20 protein-coding genes and 1 riboswitch are annotated in these 20,474 nt (G+C 70.5%); of the genes, 6 read left to right on the forward strand and 14 right to left on the reverse strand.

All coding sequences use genetic code 11. The annotated features are described in order from the left end of the window. Positions 1-130: 130 nt before the first annotated feature. Both J0695_RS17920 and J0695_RS17925 read left to right on the forward strand, forming a co-directional pair. Positions 131-910, forward strand: a complete 780-nt coding sequence (locus J0695_RS17920) for an alpha/beta hydrolase (protein WP_206963085.1) — start codon at positions 131-133, stop codon at positions 908-910. Further along, the gene (locus J0695_RS17925; RefSeq protein WP_206963086.1) at positions 903-1,454 is read left to right on the forward strand and encodes a hypothetical protein; all 552 of its coding nucleotides are present in this window, start codon (positions 903-905) and stop codon (positions 1,452-1,454) included. Before J0695_RS17920 ends, J0695_RS17925 begins: the two co-directional genes overlap by 8 nt. A gap of 94 nt (positions 1,455-1,548) precedes the next feature. Here J0695_RS17925 and J0695_RS17930 read toward each other — a convergent pair whose 3' ends face one another. The 6 genes from J0695_RS17930 to J0695_RS17955 all read right to left on the reverse strand — a co-directional run bounded on the left by J0695_RS17930 (position 1,549) and on the right by J0695_RS17955 (position 6,397). Continuing rightward, positions 1,549-2,292, reverse strand: coding sequence for an endonuclease/exonuclease/phosphatase family protein (locus J0695_RS17930; RefSeq protein ID WP_206963087.1), 744 nt, complete (start codon positions 2,290-2,292; stop codon positions 1,549-1,551). 69 nt (positions 2,293-2,361) lie between these two features. Beyond that, positions 2,362-3,315 (reverse strand): ROK family glucokinase, encoded by a 954-nt coding sequence (locus J0695_RS17935; protein WP_206963088.1) that lies wholly within the window; start codon positions 3,313-3,315, stop codon positions 2,362-2,364. Positions 3,316-3,369: 54 nt separating this feature from the next. Further along, the gene (locus J0695_RS17940; RefSeq protein ID WP_206963089.1) at positions 3,370-3,789 is read right to left on the reverse strand and encodes a DUF5304 domain-containing protein; all 420 of its coding nucleotides are present in this window, start codon (positions 3,787-3,789) and stop codon (positions 3,370-3,372) included. Between the two features lie 90 nt (positions 3,790-3,879). After that, the gene (locus J0695_RS17945; RefSeq protein WP_206963090.1) at positions 3,880-5,007 is read right to left on the reverse strand and encodes an ArsA family ATPase; all 1,128 of its coding nucleotides are present in this window, start codon (positions 5,005-5,007) and stop codon (positions 3,880-3,882) included. Positions 5,008-5,014: 7 nt separating this feature from the next. Beyond that, positions 5,015-5,548 (reverse strand): SRPBCC family protein, encoded by a 534-nt coding sequence (locus J0695_RS17950; protein WP_242552818.1) that lies wholly within the window; start codon positions 5,546-5,548, stop codon positions 5,015-5,017. An 87-nt stretch (positions 5,549-5,635) separates the two neighbouring features. Continuing rightward, the gene (locus J0695_RS17955; RefSeq protein ID WP_206963091.1) at positions 5,636-6,397 is read right to left on the reverse strand and encodes a metallophosphoesterase family protein; all 762 of its coding nucleotides are present in this window, start codon (positions 6,395-6,397) and stop codon (positions 5,636-5,638) included. Positions 6,398-6,625: 228 nt separating this feature from the next. Between J0695_RS17955 and J0695_RS17960 the strand changes: the two genes are divergently transcribed. After that, positions 6,626-8,422, forward strand: coding sequence for an AMP-dependent synthetase/ligase (locus J0695_RS17960; RefSeq protein ID WP_206963092.1), 1,797 nt, complete (start codon positions 6,626-6,628; stop codon positions 8,420-8,422). Between the two features lie 66 nt (positions 8,423-8,488). Here J0695_RS17960 and J0695_RS17965 read toward each other — a convergent pair whose 3' ends face one another. Next, a complete protein-coding gene (locus J0695_RS17965; protein WP_206963093.1) occupies positions 8,489-9,631 on the reverse strand; it encodes a glycosyltransferase family 4 protein in 1,143 nt (380 codons plus the stop codon). Positions 9,632-9,737: 106 nt separating this feature from the next. Here J0695_RS17965 and J0695_RS17970 point away from each other — a divergent pair, with 106 nt between their 5' ends. Further along, complete coding sequence (locus J0695_RS17970) at positions 9,738-10,979, forward strand: glycosyltransferase 87 family protein (protein ID WP_206963094.1); 1,242 nt, start codon at positions 9,738-9,740, stop codon at positions 10,977-10,979. Here J0695_RS17970 and J0695_RS17975 read toward each other — a convergent pair. From J0695_RS17975 to J0695_RS17995, 5 genes are all read right to left on the reverse strand, one after another. After that, on the reverse strand, positions 10,960-12,189 hold the full coding sequence (locus J0695_RS17975) for a hypothetical protein (protein WP_307798672.1): 1,230 nt from the start codon (positions 12,187-12,189) through the stop codon (positions 10,960-10,962). The two genes, J0695_RS17970 and J0695_RS17975, sit on opposite strands and share 20 nt — an antisense overlap. Positions 12,190-12,223: 34 nt before the next feature. Further along, on the reverse strand, positions 12,224-13,255 hold the full coding sequence (locus J0695_RS17980; RefSeq protein ID WP_307798673.1) for a C40 family peptidase: 1,032 nt from the start codon (positions 13,253-13,255) through the stop codon (positions 12,224-12,226). 243 nt (positions 13,256-13,498) lie between these two features. Further along, complete coding sequence (locus J0695_RS17985; RefSeq protein WP_206963095.1) at positions 13,499-14,524, reverse strand: C40 family peptidase; 1,026 nt, start codon at positions 14,522-14,524, stop codon at positions 13,499-13,501. Positions 14,525-14,782: 258 nt separating this feature from the next. Beyond that, entirely contained in the window at positions 14,783-16,144 is a 1,362-nt protein-coding gene (locus J0695_RS17990; protein ID WP_206963096.1) for an NYN domain-containing protein, read from the reverse strand. 34 nt (positions 16,145-16,178) lie between these two features. Continuing rightward, a complete protein-coding gene (locus J0695_RS17995; protein WP_206963097.1) occupies positions 16,179-16,421 on the reverse strand; it encodes a hypothetical protein in 243 nt (80 codons plus the stop codon). Between the two features lie 155 nt (positions 16,422-16,576). On the opposite strand from J0695_RS17995, the gene J0695_RS18000 reads away from it, so the two are divergent. Together J0695_RS18000 and J0695_RS18005 are read left to right on the forward strand one after the other, a co-directional pair. Continuing rightward, positions 16,577-17,302 carry a rhomboid family intramembrane serine protease gene (locus tag J0695_RS18000; protein WP_242552828.1) on the forward strand — a complete coding sequence of 242 codons (726 nt, stop codon included), beginning with the start codon at positions 16,577-16,579 and terminating at the stop codon, positions 17,300-17,302. Beyond that, positions 17,299-17,580, forward strand: coding sequence for an Lrp/AsnC family transcriptional regulator (locus J0695_RS18005; protein ID WP_206963099.1), 282 nt, complete (start codon positions 17,299-17,301; stop codon positions 17,578-17,580). The genes J0695_RS18000 and J0695_RS18005 overlap by 4 nt, the downstream gene beginning before the upstream one ends. An 85-nt stretch (positions 17,581-17,665) precedes the next feature. On the opposite strand, the gene J0695_RS18010 is transcribed toward J0695_RS18005, so the two are convergent. Next, positions 17,666-19,027, reverse strand: a complete 1,362-nt coding sequence (locus J0695_RS18010; protein ID WP_206963100.1) for an aminotransferase class V-fold PLP-dependent enzyme — start codon at positions 19,025-19,027, stop codon at positions 17,666-17,668. Positions 19,028-19,153: 126 nt separating this feature from the next. After that, positions 19,154-19,271, reverse strand: a riboswitch (SAM riboswitch). Positions 19,272-19,356: 85 nt separating this feature from the next. Then, positions 19,357-20,421, reverse strand: coding sequence for an anthranilate phosphoribosyltransferase (trpD, locus tag J0695_RS18015; RefSeq protein ID WP_206963101.1), 1,065 nt, complete (start codon positions 20,419-20,421; stop codon positions 19,357-19,359). Positions 20,422-20,474: the final 53 nt, after the last annotated feature.

The raw sequence follows: 20,474 nt of genomic DNA on the forward strand, positions 1-20,474 counted from the left end.
TACGCCCGACCCGACCCTATCCCGTGGGCGGCCTGCGCTCTCTGTTCTGAGCGGGCGACGGCCCTGGTCGGTGTCAGTCCGGTCGCGTACGGTGAGTAGACCTTTCAGATCCCACACGCAGGAGGCCCTGGTGCCGGTCCTTCCTGGAGCCGAGCCCTACCGTCATGAGGGCGGCGAAGTCGGCGTCCTCCTCTGTCACGGTTTCACCGGTTCCCCGCAGTCGCTGCGCCCCTGGGCGGAGTATCTGGCGGAGCGCGGCCTGACCGTGGCACTGCCGCTGCTGCCCGGGCACGGCACCCGCTGGCAGGACATGCAGGTCACCGGCTGGCAGGACTGGTACGCGGAGGTCGACCGCGAGCTGCGCGCCCTGCTGGAGCGCTGCACCAAGGTCTTCGTCTTCGGTCTCTCGATGGGCGGCACGCTCTCGCTGCGGCTCGCCGCCAAGCACGGGGACGCCATCGCCGGACTGGTCCTCGTCAACCCGGCGAACAAGGTGCACGGGCTGGCGGCGCAGGCGCTGCCGATTGCCAGGCATCTGGTCCGCTCCGCGCCGGGAATCGCCAGTGACATCGCCCTGGAGGGCTCCGAGGAGGTCGGCTACGACCGGGTGCCGCTGCACGCGGCGCACTCCTTCCGGAACTTCTGCCGGCTGGTCGACCGCGAGCTCCCGCAGGTCACGCAGCCGGTGGTGGTGCTCCACAGCCCCCAGGACCATGTGGTCCCGCCGGCCGACACCGCGCGCATCCTGAGCCGTATCTCCTCGACCGATGTCGAGGAGATCCTGCTGGAACAGAGCTACCACGTCGCGACGTTGGACCACGATGCGGAGCGGATTTTCGAGAAGAGTCACACGTTCATCGGCCGCCTCGCTCCGAGTGCCGGGAAGAAGGGGAGCACCACAGGTGGCTGAGAACGACGCGGAGCGCGAGCCGCAGCCGATCGACGAGGAAGCGGTATGGGCGGCGATCGTCGCCGGGTACGGCGAGGAGCCGAAGGACCCGGCGGGCAGCAAGCCGTTCAAGTCGGTGGAGGACCTCGCCCTCCTGGAGGACGACGTCAACGAGACGCCTGCGCCTCCGGCGGCGGATCCGGAGAAGCCCGGGCCCGGGAAGCCGGCGCTGGGCAGCTCGGTGGTCTTCGCCCCCGGGGTCGGCGGCCCGCGTGACTTCAGCGTGGCCGAGCCCAAGGAGGACGACCTCGACGACAAGGACGAGGGTCACTTCGTCCCGCCGGACCCGGACCTCCCCGAGGGCGACGTCACCTCGAAGTTCGCGTGGCTGGCCGTGGTCGGCGGACCGGTGCTGCTGCTTCTGGCGGTGCTGCTCGGCTGGGAGATGACGTGGTGGCTGACGTTCCTGGGCATCGGCGGGTTCCTCGGCGGGTTCGCGACGCTGGTGGCGCGGATGTCGCACGACGAGGACGACGACGATCCGGGGCGCGGCGCGGTGGTCTGACCCCGTAAAGATGTCCTCAATCGCCGGACGGGCTATTCATAGCCCGTCCGGCGATTGAGGACACGCGGCCGAAGGTCGCGTACGGGAGATCCGCTTACGCCACCGGCACGCGCAGCGCCGCCAGCACCGGCAGGTGATCCGTCGCTGCCCGCAGATCCGTCTCCGAAATCTCCGATGGGACACCGCAGCCCAGGACTTCGACCCCCTCCGTCGCGAACACCGCATCGATGCGCTGATACGGCCCCCGGGCCGGCGACGTGTGCTCACCGCCCCACGGCTTCACCGCCCAGCAGTCCTGCAGCCGCTCCGCCAGCCGCCGGAAGCTCCTCCCCCCAGGCCCCTCGTTGAGGTCGCCCGCCGCGATCGCGTACGGCACATCCATCGCGTCGAGGCGGTCGAGCAGCAGCCCCGCCTGGACCTGGCGCTCCGCGCTCTGCAGGCTCAAGTGGCAGCTGAGCACGCCGATCCGGGCTCCCCCGATCCGTACGACAGCGGTCGCGAACCCCCGCTGGTGCAGCCCGGGCGTCCGCGGCAGCAGTACGTCCTCCGTGCTCTCGACCGTCGCCCGCAGCGAACACAACAGCAGCGGCCCCGAGGCGGTCGCCCCGCCGCCGAGCACCACCAGGTCGGTCCGGGAGGCCAGCCAGGCCGCGCGCTTGCGCCAGCGGAAGAAGCGCGGCGCCTCCTGGATCAGGACCAGGTCCGGTGCGCAGGCGCGGATCACCCGGACCAGTGCGGCGCGGTCGTCGCGCATCGAGCGGATGTTGTAGCTGAGCACCCGGATCACGGCCGAACCGTCGGGTTCGGTGCGGGAGTTGGGCAGAGCGGTGATCACCATGGGCGCCACGATACGACGATGCCCGCCGGGTCCCCAGGGGGCACGGCGGGCAACGTCGTGGTGCTGGTGTCACATGACCGGGTCGGGCTCCCGCGCCAGGTCGGCCGCTCCGACCAGTCCGGCCTTGTTGCCGAGCTGGGCGGCGATCACGTCGGCCACCGGGCGCCAGTTGCCGCCCACCAGCCAGCGCTTGTAGGACTTGCGGATCGGGTCGAGGACCAGTTCGCCCTCGTCCGAGAGCCCGCCGCCGACGATGAACGCCGACGGGTCGAAGAGCGAGGCCAGGTCGGCGAGACCGGCACCCGCCCAGCGGGCCAGCTCGCGGTAGGAGTCGACAGCCACCGGGTCACCCTGCCTGGCGGCCATCGAGATGTGCTTGCCCTCGATGCCCTCGGGGGTTCCGTCGCCCAGCGAGAGCAGGTACTCGGCGTTCTCCGGGGTGGCGTTGGCACGCTGCATCGCGTACCGGACGAGGGCCCGGCCCGATGCGTACTGCTCCCAGCAGCCCTGGCTCCCGCAGCCGCAGAGCAGCCCGTCGGGGACCATCCGGATGTGGCCGAACTCGGCTGCGACGCCGAAGTGGCCGCGGCGCAGCTTGTTGCCGATGATGATGCCGCCGCCGAGCCCGGTACCGAGCGTGATGCAGATGACGTTGCGGTGGCCCTTGCCCGCACCGAACTTGTACTCGCCCCAGGCTGCCGCGTTCGCGTCGTTCTCGACGACGACCGGCAGACCCACGCGCTCCTCGACCTTGGCCTTCAGCGGCTCCTGCCGCCAGTCGATGTTGGGCGCGAAGTAGACGGTGGAACGCTGGCGGTTGACGTAACCCGCGGCGCCGATGCCCACGGCGACAACGTCGTGTCCCGCCCTTGCGCCTTCCACGGCCGAAGCGATCGCATCCACGATGGCCTGCGACGTGCTGGGAGTCGGCACCTTGAATGTCGAGAGGATGTTGCCTTCCTCATCGACCACTCCGGCCGCGATCTTCGTGCCGCCGATATCGACGCCGATGGTGAGTCCCATTAGTCCCTCAGTTTTCGGTCGAGCCCCGCTACGGCCAACCGTACCCGAGCGCTGTCAGTCGAGATCGATGTGTTCGCCTGCGCCGCTGTCGCCTTCGTCCTTCTTGGGCTCGTTCGTCCAGCGCCGTTCGTGGTTCACCACGGCCGAACGGTAGGCCGCGAGGAGCTCGCTGCCGGCCGCCGCCAGATGGTCGAAGACGTCGGGGTTGCGCTCGATGACGGGCTCGACCGCGGCCTTGGCCTGATTCAGCACCTGCTGTACGGCGCCCTGCGCGGCCATTCCGGGCAGCGAGGACTGGAAGGAGGTGACCTTGTCGGTGACGGCGTCGAGCAGTTTGCGCAGTTCCTCGGCGGCCGATCCGGGCTGCGTCCCGTACTGCGTACGGCGCCGGGCCTTCTCAGCGGCGAGATCCTCGGCGCATGCCTTCTCCCAGGCGTCCGAGTCGGCGGCGGGACGCTCGGTGTCTTCGCTCATGACGGACTCCTGCGGACGGTGCGGGGCGGGCTGAGGGTCTGGTGCGGTCTGGTGCCTACCCCCGACGTTACCCGAATGGGCGTAAGGCGTTCACTGTGTCTGCGGCCACAGAGCGGGATCCGGCGTGAACCGTACGCTCAGCACGCCGTCGGCGAGCCCCGCGCCGGACACCGTGCACCGGCGCAGCGCGGAGGGCAGCGAGACGATTCTGCGGAACGGGCCGACGGTGAGCAGGAGTTCGTCCCCGCGCCGGACCAGACCCACGTCGTCCTTGGCCGCGCCCGGCAGCGGCAGCCGCCATACGAGTACGCCGTCGTCCTCTGCGCGCCGGTCCTCGACCGACCAGCCGGGGCCCGCCGCGAGCGGTGCCTCCGGGCGCGACAGGAGGTTCAGGTCGTCGGAGGAGCGCGGGTCCCGGCCGAGGTGCGCGAGTTCCTGAACGTCGCCGAAGTCGGCGTACATCTCCTTGAGGTGCTCCTGCTGCTGGGCGGCGAGAGCGGCCAGCCAGGCGTCGGGCGAACCGGTGGGCAGCAGCCGGTTGGCGGTGACCATGTCGAGGGTGTGGCCGTGCAGCGCGAGTCCGAGGCGGGCGGTGCGCAGGGCCTCGCCGGCCGCGGGTCCCGGCTCGGCGACCAGCCGTACGACGGTGTCGGGGGCGTCCGTCACGGCCTGGACGGCGGCCAGTTGGAGCTGCCAGCGAGCGGCGGTCGCGTACAGCCACTGCGCCGGCATCGGTACGCCGGCGAGCTGCGCCAGCATCGGCCGCAGCGCCCTGGCCGCCTGCCGCTCGGGCGGGACCAGCCGCCGCAGATAACGGCGCAGCTGTTCGGGCAGTGCGAGTACGGCGAGGGCCTGCGGGGTCGGCGGCATGTCGACGACCACCAGGTCGCTGTCGCCGCCCGATGCCTCCAGCAGCGCGCTGAGCAGCGCGAACTGTTCGGCGCCCGGGAGTTCGGTCAGTTCGTCCGCGTCCAGGCGGTCCGCACCGAGGAGTTCCAGTGCGGCGGCCGACCGCTCCTGCAGGGCCATCAGCTCGCTGCGGAAATGGGCGCCGGAGTCTATCCGCGAGACGGTCAGCCCCGGTTCGCCGGAGAGGAGCGGCCACCCGTCGGTGAGCAGCAGCACCCGCAGTCCGCTGCGGGCGGCCGCGAGCGCGGTCGCCGCGGAGACGGTCGTACGGCCCGCGCCGCCTGATCCGGTGACGAGGACCGTACGCATCAGGACATCAGGCCTTGGGCTCGGTCTCGGACCCTGACCCGGACTCGGACGCGGCTCCGGACTCGGACGCGGCCCCGGATTCGGGCTCGGACCCGGCCGTGAGGTCGGGTCCGGACTCCACGCGCTTCTTCAGACCGGCCAGGGCGCGGTCGATGATGACCTTCTCCGCCTTGCGCTTGATCATGCCGAGCATCGGGATCTTGACGTCGACGGTCAGCTGGTACGTCACCTCGGTGGCGTCGCCCTTGGCCGCGAGCCGGTACGAGCCGTCGAGGGACCGCAGCATCTGCGACTTGACCAGCGTCCAGCTGACCTCGTTCTCGCCGGTCCAGGTGTACGCGAGGGTGTGGTCGTCCTTGATCGCCCCGGCGTCGAGCAGCAGCCGCACCTTCTCGGCGCGCCCCTTCTCGTCGCTCGCGAGGATCTCGGCCTCCTTCACCTCACCGGTCCACTCCGGGTAACGGGCGAAGTCGGCGATCACTCCCATGACATCGGCCGGTGCCGCCTCGATCGTGATGCTCGAGCTGGTGTGTTCAGCCATCGCGGTGGCGCCTCCAGTACGGGGTCCGTCAGGTGGGTTCGTCAGGGGGTGGAGTGTGCGCTGTGCAGGCTATCGCGTATGCACAGCTCACCACTCCAGTGCCCAGGGGCGGCCGGAGGAGGCGAAGTGGCCGACGTTCACGCATTCGGTGCGGCCGACACGGACCCGCTGGGCGAGCGGCTGGTGGACATGACCGAAGAGTGCGTACCGCGGCTTGGTGCGGCGGATCGCGTCAAGGAGGGCCCGGCTGCCGCGCTCGAAGCGGCGCGCCACGGTGTCGTACACGAGTTCGGGAATCTCGGGCGGGATGTGCGAGCAGAGCACATCGACCTCGCCGATGGCCTCGATCTTGGCCGCGTACTCCTCGTCGCTGATCTCGAACGGGGTGCGCATCGGTGTCCGCAGCCCGCCGCCGACGAAGCCGAAGACCCGGCCGCCGATCTCGACGCGCTCGCCGTCCAGGACGGTGGTGCCGGGGCCCGCGTACTGCGGCCAGAGGGAGGGGATGTCGACATTGCCGTAGGTGGCGTACGTGGGCGTGGGAAGCGCCGCGAACATCTCGGCGTACTGCTTGCGTACGGCCGCCTCGATCGCGGAGTCGCGGTCGACCCCCGCCCAGAGGGATCTGCCCAGCTCACGGGCCTCATCGAACCGCCGCGCCGTGCGCAGCTCGACGATCCGGTCGGCGTTCTCGACACCGAAGAGCTCGGGGAAGATCCCTCGCGAGTGGTCGGCGTAGTCGAGGAAGAGGACCAGGTCGCCGAGGCAGATCAGGGCGTCGGCACCCTCACCCGCCCTCGCCAGGCCCTCGGTGTTGCCATGGACGTCACTGACCACATGCACGCGCATGCGATCACCCTAGGACTACACCCCCCGGCTGGATAGAGGGGGTCGGACCTGCGGTTACTTCCGAGTCCCGATATGCGTGGACTACTGTGCGCCCCGAAGCGTCCCCAGCGCCGCCGATCCGTGTGACGCATGGAACATCTGGCCGGAACCCCCTATCCGGAACCTTGTACCCGCGGGTAACGTCCGGGCAGTCCAATAGCGGCGATGGCGCCCAGAGGAGCAGCAGTCTTGCGCGAGTTCAGCCTTCCGGCCCTGTACGAGGTCCCTTCGGACGGCAATCTGACGGATCTCATCCGCCGCAATGCCGCTCAGCACCCCCATGTGGCGGTGATGGCGAGAAAGGTGGCCGGCGTCTGGACCGACGTCACCGCCACCCAGTTCCTGGCCGAGGTCCGCGAGGCGGCCAAGGGGCTGATCGCCGCGGGCATCCAGCCCGGTGACCGCGTCGCCCTGATGTCCCGTACCCGCTACGAGTGGGTGCAGCTGGACTTCGCGATCTGGAGCGCGGGCGCCATCACGGTGCCGGTGTACGAGACCAGCTCGCCCGAACAGGTGCAGTGGATCCTCGGCGACTCGGGTGCGGTCGCGGTCATCATCGAGATGGACGCGCACGCTGTCGCCGTCGAGTCCGTACGGCACGCGCTGCCCGCACTCCGGCACATCTGGCAGATCGACAAGGGCGCGGTCGACACCCTGCGCGCCGAGGGCGCCGGCGTCCCCGACTCCCTCGTCGAGGAGCGCAGCTCCAGCGCGAAGGCCGACGATCCGGCCACGATCGTCTACACCTCGGGCACCACGGGACGCCCCAAGGGCTGTGTGCTGACCCACCGCAGCTTCTTCGCCGAGTGCGGGAACATCGTCGAGCGCCTCAAGCCCCTCTTCCGTACGGGCGAGTGCTCGGTGCTCCTCTTCCTGCCCGCGGCCCATGTCTTCGGCCGGCTGGTCGAGGTGGCCTCGGTGATGGCGCCGATCAAGATCGGCTGCGTACCGGACATCAAGAACCTCACCGATGAACTGGCGTCCTTCCGCCCGACGCTGATCCTCGGAGTCCCGCGCGTCTTCGAGAAGGTCTACAACTCGGCGCGCGCCAAGGCCCAGGCCGACGGCAAGGGCAAGATCTTCGACAAGGCCGCGCACACCGCGATCGCCTACAGCCGCGCGCTCGGCACCCCCCAGGGCCCGTCCGTCGGCCTGAAGTTCAAGCACAAGGTCTTCGACCGGCTGGTCTTCTCCAAGCTGCGCGCGGTGCTCGGCGGCCGCGGCGAGTACGCGATCTCCGGCGGCGCCCCGCTCGGCGAGCGGCTCGGCCACTTCTACCGGGGCATCGGCTTCACGGTCCTGGAGGGGTACGGACTGACCGAGTCCTGCGCCGCCACCGCGTTCAACCCCTGGGACCGCCAGAAGATCGGCACGGTCGGCCAGCCGCTGCCCGGCTCTGTCGTCCGGATCGCCGACGACGGCGAAGTGCTGCTCCACGGCGAGCACCTGTTCTCCGGTTACTGGAACAACGAGACGGCCACCGCCGAGGCGCTCGCCGACGGCTGGTTCCACACCGGCGACATCGGCACCCTCGACGAGGACGGCTACCTCGCGATCACCGGCCGCAAGAAGGAGATCATCGTGACGGCGGGCGGCAAGAACGTCGCCCCCGCGGTGATCGAGGACCGCATCCGGGCGCACGCCCTGGTCGCGGAGTGCATGGTGGTCGGCGACGGACGGCCCTTCGTGGGCGCGCTCATCACGCTGGACGACGAGTTCATCGGCCGCTGGGCCGAGGAGCACGGCAAGCCGGTCACCTCCACGGCACTGTCGCTGCGCGACGACCCGGAGCTCCTGGCCGAGGTGCAGCGTGCGGTGGACGACGGCAACGCGGCGGTCTCCAAGGCGGAGTCGGTACGCAAGTTCCGGGTCCTCCCCGCCCAGTTCACCGAGGAGGCGGGCCACATCACGCCGTCCCTGAAGCTCAAGCGGAATGTCGTGGCGAAGGACTTCGCGGACGAGATCGAGGCGATCTACCGCGGCTGAGAGACCCGCATACGAAGAGGGGCGCCGTCCGGGTCTGGACGGCGCCCCTCTGTCGTTGCGGCAGCCTTACAGCAGCGCCCTGAGCTTCTCGGCGAGCAGGTCCCAGCGCCACTTCTCCTCGACCCAGGCCCGGCCCCGCTCCCCCATCCGCCGGCGCAGCTCCGGGTCCTGGAGCAGCGTGACGATCCGGTCGGCCGCCTCCTCGGGCGAGCCGCCCCGGACCACCCAACCTGTCTCACCGTCGAGCACGGCGTCCGGTGCACCGCCCGAATCGCCGCCGACCACCGGGATCCCGGTCGCGGACGCCTCCAGGTACACGATGCCGAGGCCCTCGACGTCCAGGCCTCCCCTGCGCGTACGGCAGGGCATCGCGAAGACGTCACCCGCGCCATAGTGGGCGGGCAGCTCGGACCAGGGGACGGAGCCGGTGAAGCGCACGGAGTCCGCGACACGGGTCTCCGCGGCCAGCTTGCGCAGTTCCTTCTCGTACGGACCGCCGCCGACGATCAGCAGCACCGCGTCCGGCACCTTCGCCAGGATCGCGGGCATCGCCAGGATCAGGGTGTCCTGGCCCTTGCGCGGGACGAGACGCGAGACGCAGACGACCACCGGGCGGTCGGAGAGCCCCAGCCTGGCCCGGATCTCCGCGCCACCCGATCCCGGGTGGAAGGTCTTCTCGTCGACGCCTGGCGGCAGTTGGGTCATCCGGCCGGCCGCGTCGGGGGTCAGCGCGGCCGCGATCCGCGAGCGTGTGTACTCACCGAGATAGGTGATCGTGTCCGTGGACTCGCCGATCCTGCGCAGCAGTTGGCGGGACGCGGGCAGCTGTGCCCACCCCGCCTCGTGCCCGTGCGTGGTCGCGACAATACGCTCGGCGCCCGCCTTGCGCAGGGCGGGGGCCATCAGCCCGAGCGGGGCGGCCGCCCCGAACCACACCGATCCGCAGCCGTGTTCGCGCAGCAGCTCGGTCGCCCTGCGGGTGACGCGCGGGGTCGGCAGGAGCATCGTCGTCCGGTCGCGTACGACCGTGAAGGGCTGCTCGGCGTCGAAGGCCGCGGTCGCCTCCGTGCCCTCGCTGCCGCGCTTCCAGGTGGAGGCGTAGACGACGATCTGTTCGGGGTCCAGACGCAGCGCCATGTTGTGCAGGAACGCCTGGATCCCGCCGGGGCGGGGCGGGAAGTCATTGGTCACGATCAAGGTCTTGTGCATCGCCGCCGACAGTACCGTTTCCGCTCGGCCCTGCTTGATGGCTCGTGCACAGGGCCGCCCGGCATGATGACACCCCAACACCCCACTAATGCGGATGAGGCGGGTCATGCCGGGCGCAACCAGTACAAAGTCCATTATCGCGGTCTGGGCCCTGACGAGGACCGTGCTGCTGCTCTGCGTCTTCCACGTGCTGACCTCCCCCGGCGTCGACGTCACAGGTGACGTCTCGGTGATCTACCAGGGCTGGTACGAGATCCTGAAGACCGGCACCTACCCCCTCGACGACGTCACCTGGCAGTACCCGCCGGCCGCCGCGCTCGTCATCCTCGCCCCCGCCCTGCTGCCCTTCCTCTCGTACGCCTCCGCCTTCTTCGTCCTCGCCCTGCTCTGCGACACCGCGGTCCTCCTCCTGCTCCTGCGCGCGGCCCGCCGCCCCGGCAGGCGGCTCGCGGGCGCCTGGGTGTGGGTCGCCGGTGTCGCCCTGCTCGGACCGACCGCGTACGCGCGCTACGACCTGATGGTGACCGCTGTCGCCGTCGCCGCCCTGCTCGCGGGGGCACGCCACCCGCGCACCATGGGCGCGCTGGCCGCCTTCGGGGCCCTGCTGAAGGTGTGGCCGGTCCTGCTGCTGGCCGGCACCCCGCGCGGCCGCGTCACCCGCACCTCCTGGACGGCCGCCGCGGTCACCGCCGCCGGGCTGCTGCTCCTCTTCGGCGCCGTCATGCCCGGCTCGCTGGCCTTCCTCACCTTCCAGCGCGACCGGGGCACGGAGGTCGAGTCGCTCGGCGCCATGGTCTTCCACGTGGCCAGGCACTTCGGCTGGCACGGGCAGGTGCTGCTCAACTACGGCTCGGTGGAGTTCCTCGGTCCGTACGTCTCCACGGTCTCCACCCTCGCGCTCGGCCTCACCGTCGCCGCCTTCGGCTGGCTGCTGTTCTGGCGTCTCGCGGCACGGAGGTTCAGTGCGAGCACGACCTGCGACACGGCCTTCACCGCGATCCTGCTCTTCACCACCACCAGCCGGGTCATCAGCCCCCAGTACATGCTGTGGCTGGTCGGCCTCGCCGCCGCGTGCCTGGTGTTCCGCACCAGCAGGATGGCGCTCCCGGCCCGTCTGGTGCTGCTCGCCACCTTCTTCAGCTTCCTGGACTTCCCGGTCTGGTTCTCACACGTGGTGGCCAGTGACCTGCTGGGGATCACGGTTCTTCTCGTACGCAACGGACTGCTCGTCGCCGCCTCGCTGACCGCCTGCCGCACGCTCTGGATCCACACGGTGTCCGAACCGAGGCGGCGCGCGGCACGCATCGCCTCGGCAACTCCCGCGGAACTCAGCCCAGCTGGTCTCTGAGGTACTCGCGCCAGCGCGCCGCGAAGTCCTCCGGGGTCGTGCCGAGCACATCGTTCATGGCCTTCTCCACGGCTCCGTCGCGCGTCTTGTGCGCGCCCACGGCCCGGTAGAAGGCGGTCAGTTTCGCCTCGCCCCACTTCTGGGCGATCAGTTTGCAGGCCAGCCAGCCGCCCTCGTACGCCCGCGCCAGCTTGTCCGCGTCGCCCCCGAAGCCGAAGTCCTCGTCGGTGGGCAGCGTGGCCGGCAGCGACCCGCTGCGGACCGCGCTCTGGAGCTCGGGTGCGGCCTGCGGGGCGGTGCGCCCGCTCCCCCGGTACGCGACCCAGTCGGCGAAGCCCTCGGAGAGCCAGAGCGGGGTCGCCGCTGTCGTGTGCGTCCGCGTCGCCACATGCGTGGTCTCGTGCGTGACCACCACGCGCTGCCCGAACTCGCCGAGCACCGCGAACGCCTGCGGATTGATGATCACCCGGTCCGCGGGCGCCGAGCCCGAACTCCCTGCTTCCCCCGTGGTCACCGCCGCGATCCCCCGGTACGAAGCGGCCGGCGCGCCGAGCAGCGAGGCCATCGCCTCCAGCGAGGACGGCATCAGGACGACCACCCGCCCGGACCACTTCTCCTGCCACGCGGAGTCCACCGCGGGCACCGCCCGGTCCGCGACCGCCGCGACCTCGCGCAGCAGGCGCGCGCGCTGGCCGACGCCGAGGACCAGGCTGTGGCCGCCCGCGACCGCGGTGACCTTGCCCTGCTGCCAGAGCAGCCGGCCCGCACCCTTGCCCGGCCGGTCGGTGGCGATGTACCAGCGGCCGCCGTGTTCGGCCAGCTTCAGGGTGCGCGCACTGACCACCGGGGACAGGTCGTACCCCTTGATCCGGTAGCGCAGCTCGACCTCGGCGGTGGCCCGGGCGCCGGTGTGCCGCACGCTCTTGACCCGGTAGCCCCACGAGCCGAGCGGGATCTCGGCGAGATTCCTGAACTCCCGCTGCTCCACCGCCCGTTCGGCAGTCGCCTGCGGTTCGACGGCGGTCAGATAGGCGCTCTCGTCACGGTCGACGACGGCGGCGGCCCTCCGGTCGAGCACCGCCTGGATGTCCTGTCCCGTGGAGTCGGGCCGCGGTGCGGGCGACGCGCACCCGGACGCCAGCACCAGGGCGGCGGCACCCAGCGCCACCACCTCTTGCCGTCGTCGTGTGCCGCGCCGCTGACCTGCCACGCCGCCGATCGTACGTTGCCCGGAGCCGGTCGGATCAGACCCGCGTCACCGAGGAAACGGGCATCATGCCGACCGGGTCGTAGCGCACCGGTGCGCCCGGGTACGGCGCGTGCACCACCTGGCCGTTGCCCATGTACATCGCCACATGGCTGGCGTCGTCGCGGTAGATCACCAGGTCACCGGGTTTCGCCTCGGAGAGGGGGATCTGCCGCCCGGCGTACCGCTGCGCCTGCGAGGTACGCGGCAGCCCGACACCGGCCTGGGCGTACGACCACTGCATCAGCCCGGAGCAGTCGAATCCGGACGGCCCGTTGGCGCCCCAGACGTAGGGCCTTCCGACGGCCTGCCTGGCCGCCATCACCGCGGCCGCCGCGCGCGCCGACGACGGCGCCGAGCCGGAGAGCGAGGGCAGTTCGTCACGGAGCGAGGAGCGCGAGGCGTGGTCGAACGCCGCCCGCTCCTGTGCGGGCATCGCGTTGACCAGCCGCCGTGCCTCCGCCAGTTTGCTCTCGATCACGCGCTTGTGGCGGGCGACCGCGGTCCTCGACTCCTCGAGATCCGCGAGCTGGGCCGCCGCCTCAAGACGCTGCTGGCCGATTCTGCGCTGTTCCTCCTGGACCTCGCGCAGTTCGCCGGACTGCCGGTCCCCGATCCGCTCGATCGTCGAGGCCTTGTCGAGATAGGTGTCCGGGCTGCCGGAGAGCAGCAGCGCCAGCGAGGGGTCCATGCCTCCGGAGCGGTACTGGGCGCCCGCGAAGGCACCGAGCCTGCCCCGCATCCGGTTGAGCCGCTCCTGTCCTCGCGCGACGCTGTCCCGGGTGGCGGCGACCTCGGCGCGGAGCCGGCCGGCGCGCTCGCCGGCCTTGTTGTACGCCTCGGTGGCCTTCTCCGCCTGCTCGAAGAGCCCGTCGACCCGGGTCTGCGCGGAGGTGGCCGTGTCCTGCGGGTCCGCGACCGCGGGAGCGGCCCCGAGTGCTGCCGCCGCGGTGGCCGCGGCGGCGGACAGCACGGTGACCCGGGCGCTGTGGGTGAGACCGGACTGGCCCGTACGGCGATGGAACGCCACAGGAGTCGCACTCCCTTCCGCTGTGTGCGGCTCCCTGCCACCCTGGTGGGCGGTCTGTTTGCCGGGAGCTGCGACGCCAGACAGTAGCCGTGCGACCACACTGCGGCCAAAGACCCCGTTGCGTACACAAAGTGACGCCCCGCCGGAGACCACAGGTCACCGACGGGGCGGGGTGTCAGCGGGAGTTGCCGTAATTCGCCCGTTTGGGCGGTGTCGGCAGCTCTTCCGGGGAGAGGCCGGACGTCAGATGCGCACGCCGAACTGGAACGGCATGTTGCCGATCGACTCGTAGCGGACGTACGCACCGGGCTTGGGGGCGTGCAGGACCTGGCCGTTGCCCGCGTACAGACCCACGTGGTGGGCGTCACCGTAGAAGATGACCAGGTCACCCGGCTTCAGGGCGCTCTGCGAGTAGATGCGGGTGCCGGCGCCGGCCTGCGACTGCGAGGTACGCGGTATCGTCGCGCCGGCCTGGGCGTACGCCCAGGAGGTCAGCCCGGAGCAGTCGAAGGAGCCGGGGCCCGTGGCGCCGTAGACGTACGGCGAGCCGATCTTCGACTGCGCCGCCGCCAGGGCGGCACCGCCGAGCTGCGAGGCCGGGACGTCGTTGCCGAGGTCGGCGCGGGAGCTGGCGCGGCTGGAGCGGGCGTCCGCGGCGGCGAGCGAGGAGCGCTCGGCGGCGGTCAGCGTGTTGAGGAGCTTCCGCGCGTCGGCGAGCTTGTCCTGGACTTCGCTCTTCTTCTCACCGAGCTGCTTGCGCGTGTCGGAGAGGTCCCCGAGCTTGTCCTGCGCCTCCTGGCGCTGCTGCGCCAGCGAGCGCTGCTTGGACTGGATCTTGGTGACGGCCTCGGCCTGCTGAGAGCTCAGCTGGTCCATCGAGGACGCCTTGTCGAGGAAGTTGCTCGGGTCCGAGGAGAGGAAGAGCTGCACGGACGGGTCGATGCCGCCCGAGCGGTACTGGGCGCTGGCGAGCGAACCGAGTTCACCGCGCAGCTTGTTCAGGTCCTGCTGGCCGCGGGCGACGTTGTCCTGGAGGTCGTCGACCTGCTTCTTCAGCTTGTCCTGCTGCTCCTTGGCCCCGTCGTACTTCTCGGTGGCCTGCTCCGCCTCTTCGTAGAGCTTGTCGACCTTCGCCTTGACCTCGCTCTTGGTCGGCTTCGGGTCGGCGTGCGCAGCCTGGGATGTCAGGGCCACGGCAGCGGCAGCGGTCGCGGTGAGCACGGTCACGCGGGTGCGGCTCGCAGGCTTGGGTCGACGGTGGGACGCCACGAAGGCGAGCTCCTTCTTCCTCAGCCGCCGAACAGCTTTGACTCGGCGGGACCTTCGCCGCCACTCGGGATGAGTGATCAACCGCGCAAAGGTACGAGGCCTGACCTTAGTGACCATCCTGTGATCAGTTCAAATCCCGATAGCAAAAATCTCGGTCACCGAGCGCATTCTTTACCCACATCACACGGGCAGTAATGACCACTTGACACAGTGCTTCGATCCGAAGGGATCGAATTCGGGCAATGGGTACAGGAGTTACTAGACGCGCGAAAGCCGCTTCAGCAACAAGGCGGACGCGACGGGCCTGGCACCGGATTTCGCCACGCCGTCCGCGACCTCACGGTCGGTGGAGACGACCACGACGGGCCGCCCCGAGGGCTCCGCCCGTACGAGCTGACGGATCAACTCGTCCGCGGTGACACCCGGCTTGGAGAACAGGACCCGCACCCCTCGCGGCGGCGCGAGCAGGACCGGAGCCGCCAGCTCCGCCCCGTCGAAGACGCAGGTCATCTCGGCGCCGGTCTGCGCGGCGAGCATCGAGAGCCCGCCCAGGAGGCGCAGCCGCTGCTTCTCCAGCGGAAGTTGCGGATAGCCGGTCTTGGTGACGTTGTAGCCGTCCACCACCAGATGGGCCTGCGGCAGCGCGAGGAGCTGGTCGAGCAGGGCCGGGTCCATGTCCGAGAGCGCCCTGGCCGCGATGTCCTTGGGCGACATGCGCCCCGGCTCCACCGCGTCGACCAGGTCGGCGGGGCGCTGGGTCGCGGGCGGCAGCGCCAGCTCCCTGCGCAGCCCCTGAGCCGCGTCCAGGACCGTGTCGAGCAGCAGCCGCAGCCGCATGTCCTCGACCGACCGCCCTTCCCTTACGGCACGGCGCCCGGCCTCCGCCGACGCCTCCGCCTCGCCGAGACGTGCCTTCAGGCGCCGCGCTTCGGCCTCGGCGGCCGCGGCCTTGGTGGCGGCCTCCGCCTTGACGGTGTCGATCTCCGCGTGCGTACGGCGCAGGGCGGCCTCGCCCCGTTTGATGTCACTGTGTGCGCTGCGCAGCTTGCGCTGCAACGATTCGGCTTCCTTGCGGGCCGCGTCCAGCTCGGCGCGCAGCCGTTCGTTCTCGCCCCTGGTCTCCGCCCGCGCCCCGGCGAGCTCCTCGCGCAGCCGCTCCAGCTCGCGCTGGGCAGCCTCGTCCGCACGCTCGGCGTCCGCACGCTGGGCCTCTTCACCCGCGGCGGCGACCAGCTTCACCCAGCCGACGGGGCGCAGCACATAGGCGGCGGCGGCCACATCGACCGGATCGGCGGCGGCGGGCGGCGAGCCGTCCTCCAGGGCGCCGGCCAGCTCGGGCTGGGCCTCTTTCAGCCGCTCGCCGATACGCTGGCGGAACAGCGGGTCGCTCTCCAGGGCGGCCGCCATCGCGTTGCCCGCGAACTTGGCACGTCTGGTGGGGGTGAAGCGGGCGTACTGGCGCAGCTGCGCCGGGAGTTCGGTGACGGTCAGACCGCCGAACGCGTCCGACACGAGGGCGATGACCCGGCGCCGTACACCTTCGGGCAGCGGGCGGTCGAGCGCCTCGGCAACACCGTCGGCCGCACCGGCCGGATCAGCGCCGCTTGCTGGCTCCACCATCCGTCACCCCAACTGTTGTCCTGCCCACGCTCCCTCAGGAGGCGGCATCCGGCCTGTCCACGAGTTCGATCTGGTCCACCGCGTTGCACCACCGGCAGCGCACCGACTCGATGGTCTCACTGACCACCTCGCGTTCCTCGACCTTGGCCTCTCCGGCCAGGTCCAGATGGAGGTATTCGACGACCTTGGACGAGCGGGTCACGTCGAACCGGGTCAGATTGCCGCAGAGCGTGCAGCGCCAGCGGGTCGTGGCCGTCGCCTGGGGAACCGTCGTCATACGTGCCGTCCTCTTTCGCGTCGCCGTGTACTGCCTGTAACCCTACGGCCTCGCGCGTACCCCTTGTGGAGCCAGTCGACCATGTGAGATCCGGCGAGGCGGTCTGTACCGTTTGGTCCATTTACGTCATGCTCGCGCTTGTGTTCAAGAGGTGGATGACGAAGATGCGTACGACCGGACGGCAGGGCACGATCCAGGGACCCGTGGTCACCTACGGGGTGATCGGCCTGTGCTGTCTGGTCTTCCTTCTCAGCCCCGTCTCGGGCTTCAATCCGGTCTACGGCACGGGCGACACGCTCCTCGCGGCCCAGAGCGCCTATTTCGCCCGCTGGGGCGTGGTGCCCGACGAGCTGACCACCGCCGCGGCGCACGCCCTCGTCACCCCGCTCACCGCACTCTTCGTGCATGCGAACTGGCTGCATCTGCTCGGCAACATGCTCTTCCTGTACGTCTTCGGGGCGCTGACGGAGGACCGGATGGGCCGGGTCCAGTTCGCCGTCTTCTATCTCGTCGTCGGCTATCTCGCCCTGCTCGGGTACGCCCTCGCGCACCCCACGTCCGACCAGCCCCTGGTGGGCGCGTCAGGCGCCATCTCCGGAGTGCTCGGCGCCTTCCTCTATCTCTTCCCCAAGGCCCGGGTCACCAGCATCTTCCCGTTCCTGCTCTTCCTGCCGCTGCGCTTCCCCGCCTGGATCGTGCTGGTCTTCTGGTTCGTACTGCAGTGGCTGGCCGCGCAGGGTGCGGGCGACGGCCCCGGGGTGGCCTATCTGGCCCACCTGGTGGGCTTCTCCACCGGGTTCCTCTACGCGGCGGCGCGCTACCGCCGTACGACTAGAGTGAAGGTCCCAGCGACGGCCACCGAGGGAGACAGCAAGCCGTGATCACCGCGATCGTGCTCATCAAGACCAGCGTGGACCGGATCCCCGAGATCGCGGAATCGATCGCCGCGCTGGACAGCGTCAGTGAGGTCTACTCCGTCACGGGTACGTACGACCTGATCGCCATGGTGCGCGTCGCCCGCCACGACGACCTGGCCGACATCATCCCCGGCTCCATCAGCAAGATCCCCGGCGTCGAGGCGACGGACACGCACGTCGCGTTCCGTACGTACTCCCAGCACGACCTGGAAGCGGCCTTCGCGATCGGCCTGGACGCGTAACCCTCACTTCTTTTTACGCACGAAGGCCCCGGCAGCAGCTGCTGCCGGGGCCTCGTCGTGTCTGTCCGCGTCGTGTCTGTCCGCGTCACACCGCGGGGACGCAACGCCCGTCCTCGGTGCGGTAGTTCCAGCGCGCGCCGTCGCGCACCAGCTCCTTGACCGCGCGCACGAAGCGCTCCACGTGCTCGTCGGGGGTCCCGGCGCCGAAGCTCACCCGGATCGCGTTCAGCGAGCGCTCGCCCGGCTCGGCCTCGGGAGCGCCGCACTCGCCCGGGTCCTGCGGGTCGCTGCCGAGGAGGGTGCGGACCAGCGGGTGGGCGCAGAAGAGGCCGTCGCGCACGCCGATGCCGTATTCGGCGGAGAGTGCCGCGGCGAAGTGCGAGCTGTTCCAGCCCTCGACCACGAAGGAGATGACGCCGACGCGGGGGGCGTCGTCGCCGAAGAGCGAGAGCACCTTGACCTCGTCCACCTCGGCCAGGCCCTCGCGGACCTTGGTGACCAGGGACTGCTCGCGCTCGACGAGCGAGTCGAAGCCGGCCTCGGTGAGCGCCTTGCAGGCAGAGGCGATCGCGTACACGCCGATCACGTTCGGCGAACCGGCCTCGTGGCGGGCGGCCGTGGTGTGCCACTCCACGTCCACTCCGCCGTCGGTGCGCCGGGCGACCTTGCGGGAGGCGCCGCCGCCCGCGAGGTACGGCTCGGCCTCCGTCAGCCAGTCGGAGCGGCCGGCGAGGACGCCCGAGCCGAACGGCGCGTACAGCTTGTGGCCGGAGAAGGCGACCCAGTCGACGTCCGACTCCGCGATGTCCACGGGGTGGTGAGGCGCGAGCTGCGCCGCGTCGAGGACGATCCGCGCGCCGTGGGCGTGCGCTGCGGCGGCCAGCTCCTTCACGGGCCACAGCTCACCGGTGACGTTCGAAGCACCGGTGACGCAGACCAGCGCGGGACCGTAGGGGTCACGGTCGGCGAGCGCGCGCTCCAGGGTCTCGATTGCCTGCTGCGGGGTGCGGGGGGCGTTGAGGTAGGTCACCTCGGCGTCGCGCCAGGGCAGCAGCGAGGCGTGGTGCTCGGTCTCGAAGACGAAGACCTGGCAGCCGGCGGGGACGGCCGCGGCCAGCAGATTCAGGGAGTCGGTGGTGGAGCGGGTGAAGACGACCTGGTCGCCCTCGCGGCAGCCGAGGAACTCCGCGACGGTAGCGCGGCTGTTCTCGAAGAGGTCGGTGGAGAGCTGCGAGAGGTACCCGGCACCGCGGTGCACGCTGCCGTAGTACGGGGCGTACGCCGCCACGTCGTCCCACACGCGCTGCAGGGCCGGGGCGCTGGCCGCGTAGTCGAGAGCCGCGTAGGTGACCTCGCCGCCGGTGACGAGCGGGACGAGGACATCTCGCCCAAGTACGGGCAGAGGGGTACAAACCGAAGCGTCGGCGACAGTGCTGGAGACAGACATGGCGAACTCCCGGGAAAGGCAGGCGAGAAGAAGCGAAAAAGGGTGTGCGGGAAGAGGGGCTGCTGCCCTATCGCATTCGCTGAACCACGGAAGACACTCCCTCGGAAACCAGGACCCCTGGCGAGGGATCCGCGCTTGCCACAGACGTCGCTGCCTGCGGCCTGGTCTTCACTCAGGGCACCCCGCCACGGAAGGAGGGTTGCCGGACAGCGGGCTGAGGCCGAAATCGCTGTCACTCATGACCTGCCGAGAATTTTGCCACAAGGCCCAACGCACGCAAGGCGCAGTCCGTCATCTGGACTGCGCCTTACGTCACACCGGACCCAGGTTTAGGTGTTGCTCACCGCGACCCAGCGGGTCAGAGCGCTGCGTGCGGCCCCTGAGTCGATGGACCGGGCCGCCTTGGCGATCCCCGCCTCGATCTGCTCGTTCAGGGTGCCGGGCCCCGGCTCCAGGGCGACCAGCGCCGCCGCCGAGTTGAGCAGGACCGCGTCCCGTACGGGACCCTTCTCGCCGTCGAGGAGCCGCCGGGCGACCTCGGCGTTGAACGAGGCGTCCGCTCCGCGCAGCGCCTCCACCGGCACCAGGCCGATGCCCACGTCCCGCGGGTCGAAGGCCTCCTCGCGGACGGCACCGTCCCGTACGACCCACACCTTGGAGGTCGCGGTCGTCGTCAGCTCGTCCATGCCGTCGTCGCCCCGGAAGACCAGCGACGAATTGCCACGCTCGGCCAGCACCCCGGCCACGATGGGCGCCATCCGCGCATCGGCGACACCGACGGCCTGGGACCGTACCTGGGCCGGGTTGGTCAGCGGACCCAGCAGATTGAAGGTGGTGCGGATCCCCAACTCCCGCCGTGCGCTGGCCACATGGCGCAGCGCCGGATGAAACTTTACGGCGAAGCAGAAGGTGATCCCCGCCTCCTCCGCGACCTCGACGACCCGCTTCGGCGTCAGCTGCAGATTGACGCCGAGCTTCTCCAGTACGTCCGAGGCACCCGACGCACTCGACGCCGCCCGGTTGCCGTGCTTGACGACCTTCGCCCCGGTCCCGGCCACCACGATCGCCGACATGGTGGAGATGTTGACGGTCTTGAAGCCGTCACCACCGGTCCCGACGATGTCCACGGTCTGTCCGGAGACCTCGATGAGGTTGGCGTGCGCGTACATGGTCCGTACGAGACCGGAGATCTCCTCCACCGTCTCGCCCTTGGCCCGCAGCGCCACCGCGAAGCCGGCGATCTGGGCGTTCGTCGCCTCACCGCTCATGATCCGGTCCATGGCCCAGGCCGTGACGTCCGCACCCACGTCCGTGCCGCCGAGCAGTGCGTCGAGTACGCCCGGCCAGGAGTATGCCGCCACGCTGTCGCCGCCGACCGGGGTCACAACGTTCATGGTCCGCTCCTGGGTCCACTGCCGAATAGGGATGGGAACACCTTATCCAGCGC

Source organism: Streptomyces beijiangensis (genome assembly GCF_017315755.1).
GTDB classification, from domain to species: domain Bacteria; phylum Actinomycetota; class Actinomycetes; order Streptomycetales; family Streptomycetaceae; genus Streptomyces; species Streptomyces beijiangensis.

Excerpts from the sequence above, each read along its gene's own strand:
- J0695_RS17930 (WP_206963087.1), bottom strand. The coding sequence starts at position 2,292 with ATGGTGATCACCGCTCTGCCCAACTCCCGCACCGAACCCGACGGTTCG.
- J0695_RS17935 (WP_206963088.1), bottom strand. The coding sequence starts at position 3,315 with ATGGGACTCACCATCGGCGTCGATATCGGCGGCACGAAGATCGCGGCC.
- J0695_RS17940 (WP_206963089.1), bottom strand. The coding sequence starts at position 3,789 with ATGAGCGAAGACACCGAGCGTCCCGCCGCCGACTCGGACGCCTGGGAG.
- J0695_RS17945 (WP_206963090.1), bottom strand. The coding sequence starts at position 5,007 with ATGCGTACGGTCCTCGTCACCGGATCAGGCGGCGCGGGCCGTACGACC.
- J0695_RS17950 (WP_242552818.1), bottom strand. The coding sequence starts at position 5,548 with ATGGCTGAACACACCAGCTCGAGCATCACGATCGAGGCGGCACCGGCC.
- J0695_RS17955 (WP_206963091.1), bottom strand. The coding sequence starts at position 6,397 with ATGCGCGTGCATGTGGTCAGTGACGTCCATGGCAACACCGAGGGCCTG.
- J0695_RS17965 (WP_206963093.1), bottom strand. The coding sequence starts at position 9,631 with ATGCACAAGACCTTGATCGTGACCAATGACTTCCCGCCCCGCCCCGGC.
- J0695_RS17970 (WP_206963094.1), top strand. The coding sequence starts at position 9,738 with ATGCCGGGCGCAACCAGTACAAAGTCCATTATCGCGGTCTGGGCCCTG.
- J0695_RS17990 (WP_206963096.1), bottom strand. The coding sequence starts at position 16,144 with ATGGTGGAGCCAGCAAGCGGCGCTGATCCGGCCGGTGCGGCCGACGGT.
- J0695_RS17995 (WP_206963097.1), bottom strand. The coding sequence starts at position 16,421 with ATGACGACGGTTCCCCAGGCGACGGCCACGACCCGCTGGCGCTGCACG.
- J0695_RS18000 (WP_242552828.1), top strand. The coding sequence starts at position 16,577 with ATGACGAAGATGCGTACGACCGGACGGCAGGGCACGATCCAGGGACCC.
- J0695_RS18010 (WP_206963100.1), bottom strand. The coding sequence starts at position 19,027 with ATGTCTGTCTCCAGCACTGTCGCCGACGCTTCGGTTTGTACCCCTCTG.
- trpD (WP_206963101.1), bottom strand. The coding sequence starts at position 20,421 with ATGAACGTTGTGACCCCGGTCGGCGGCGACAGCGTGGCGGCATACTCC.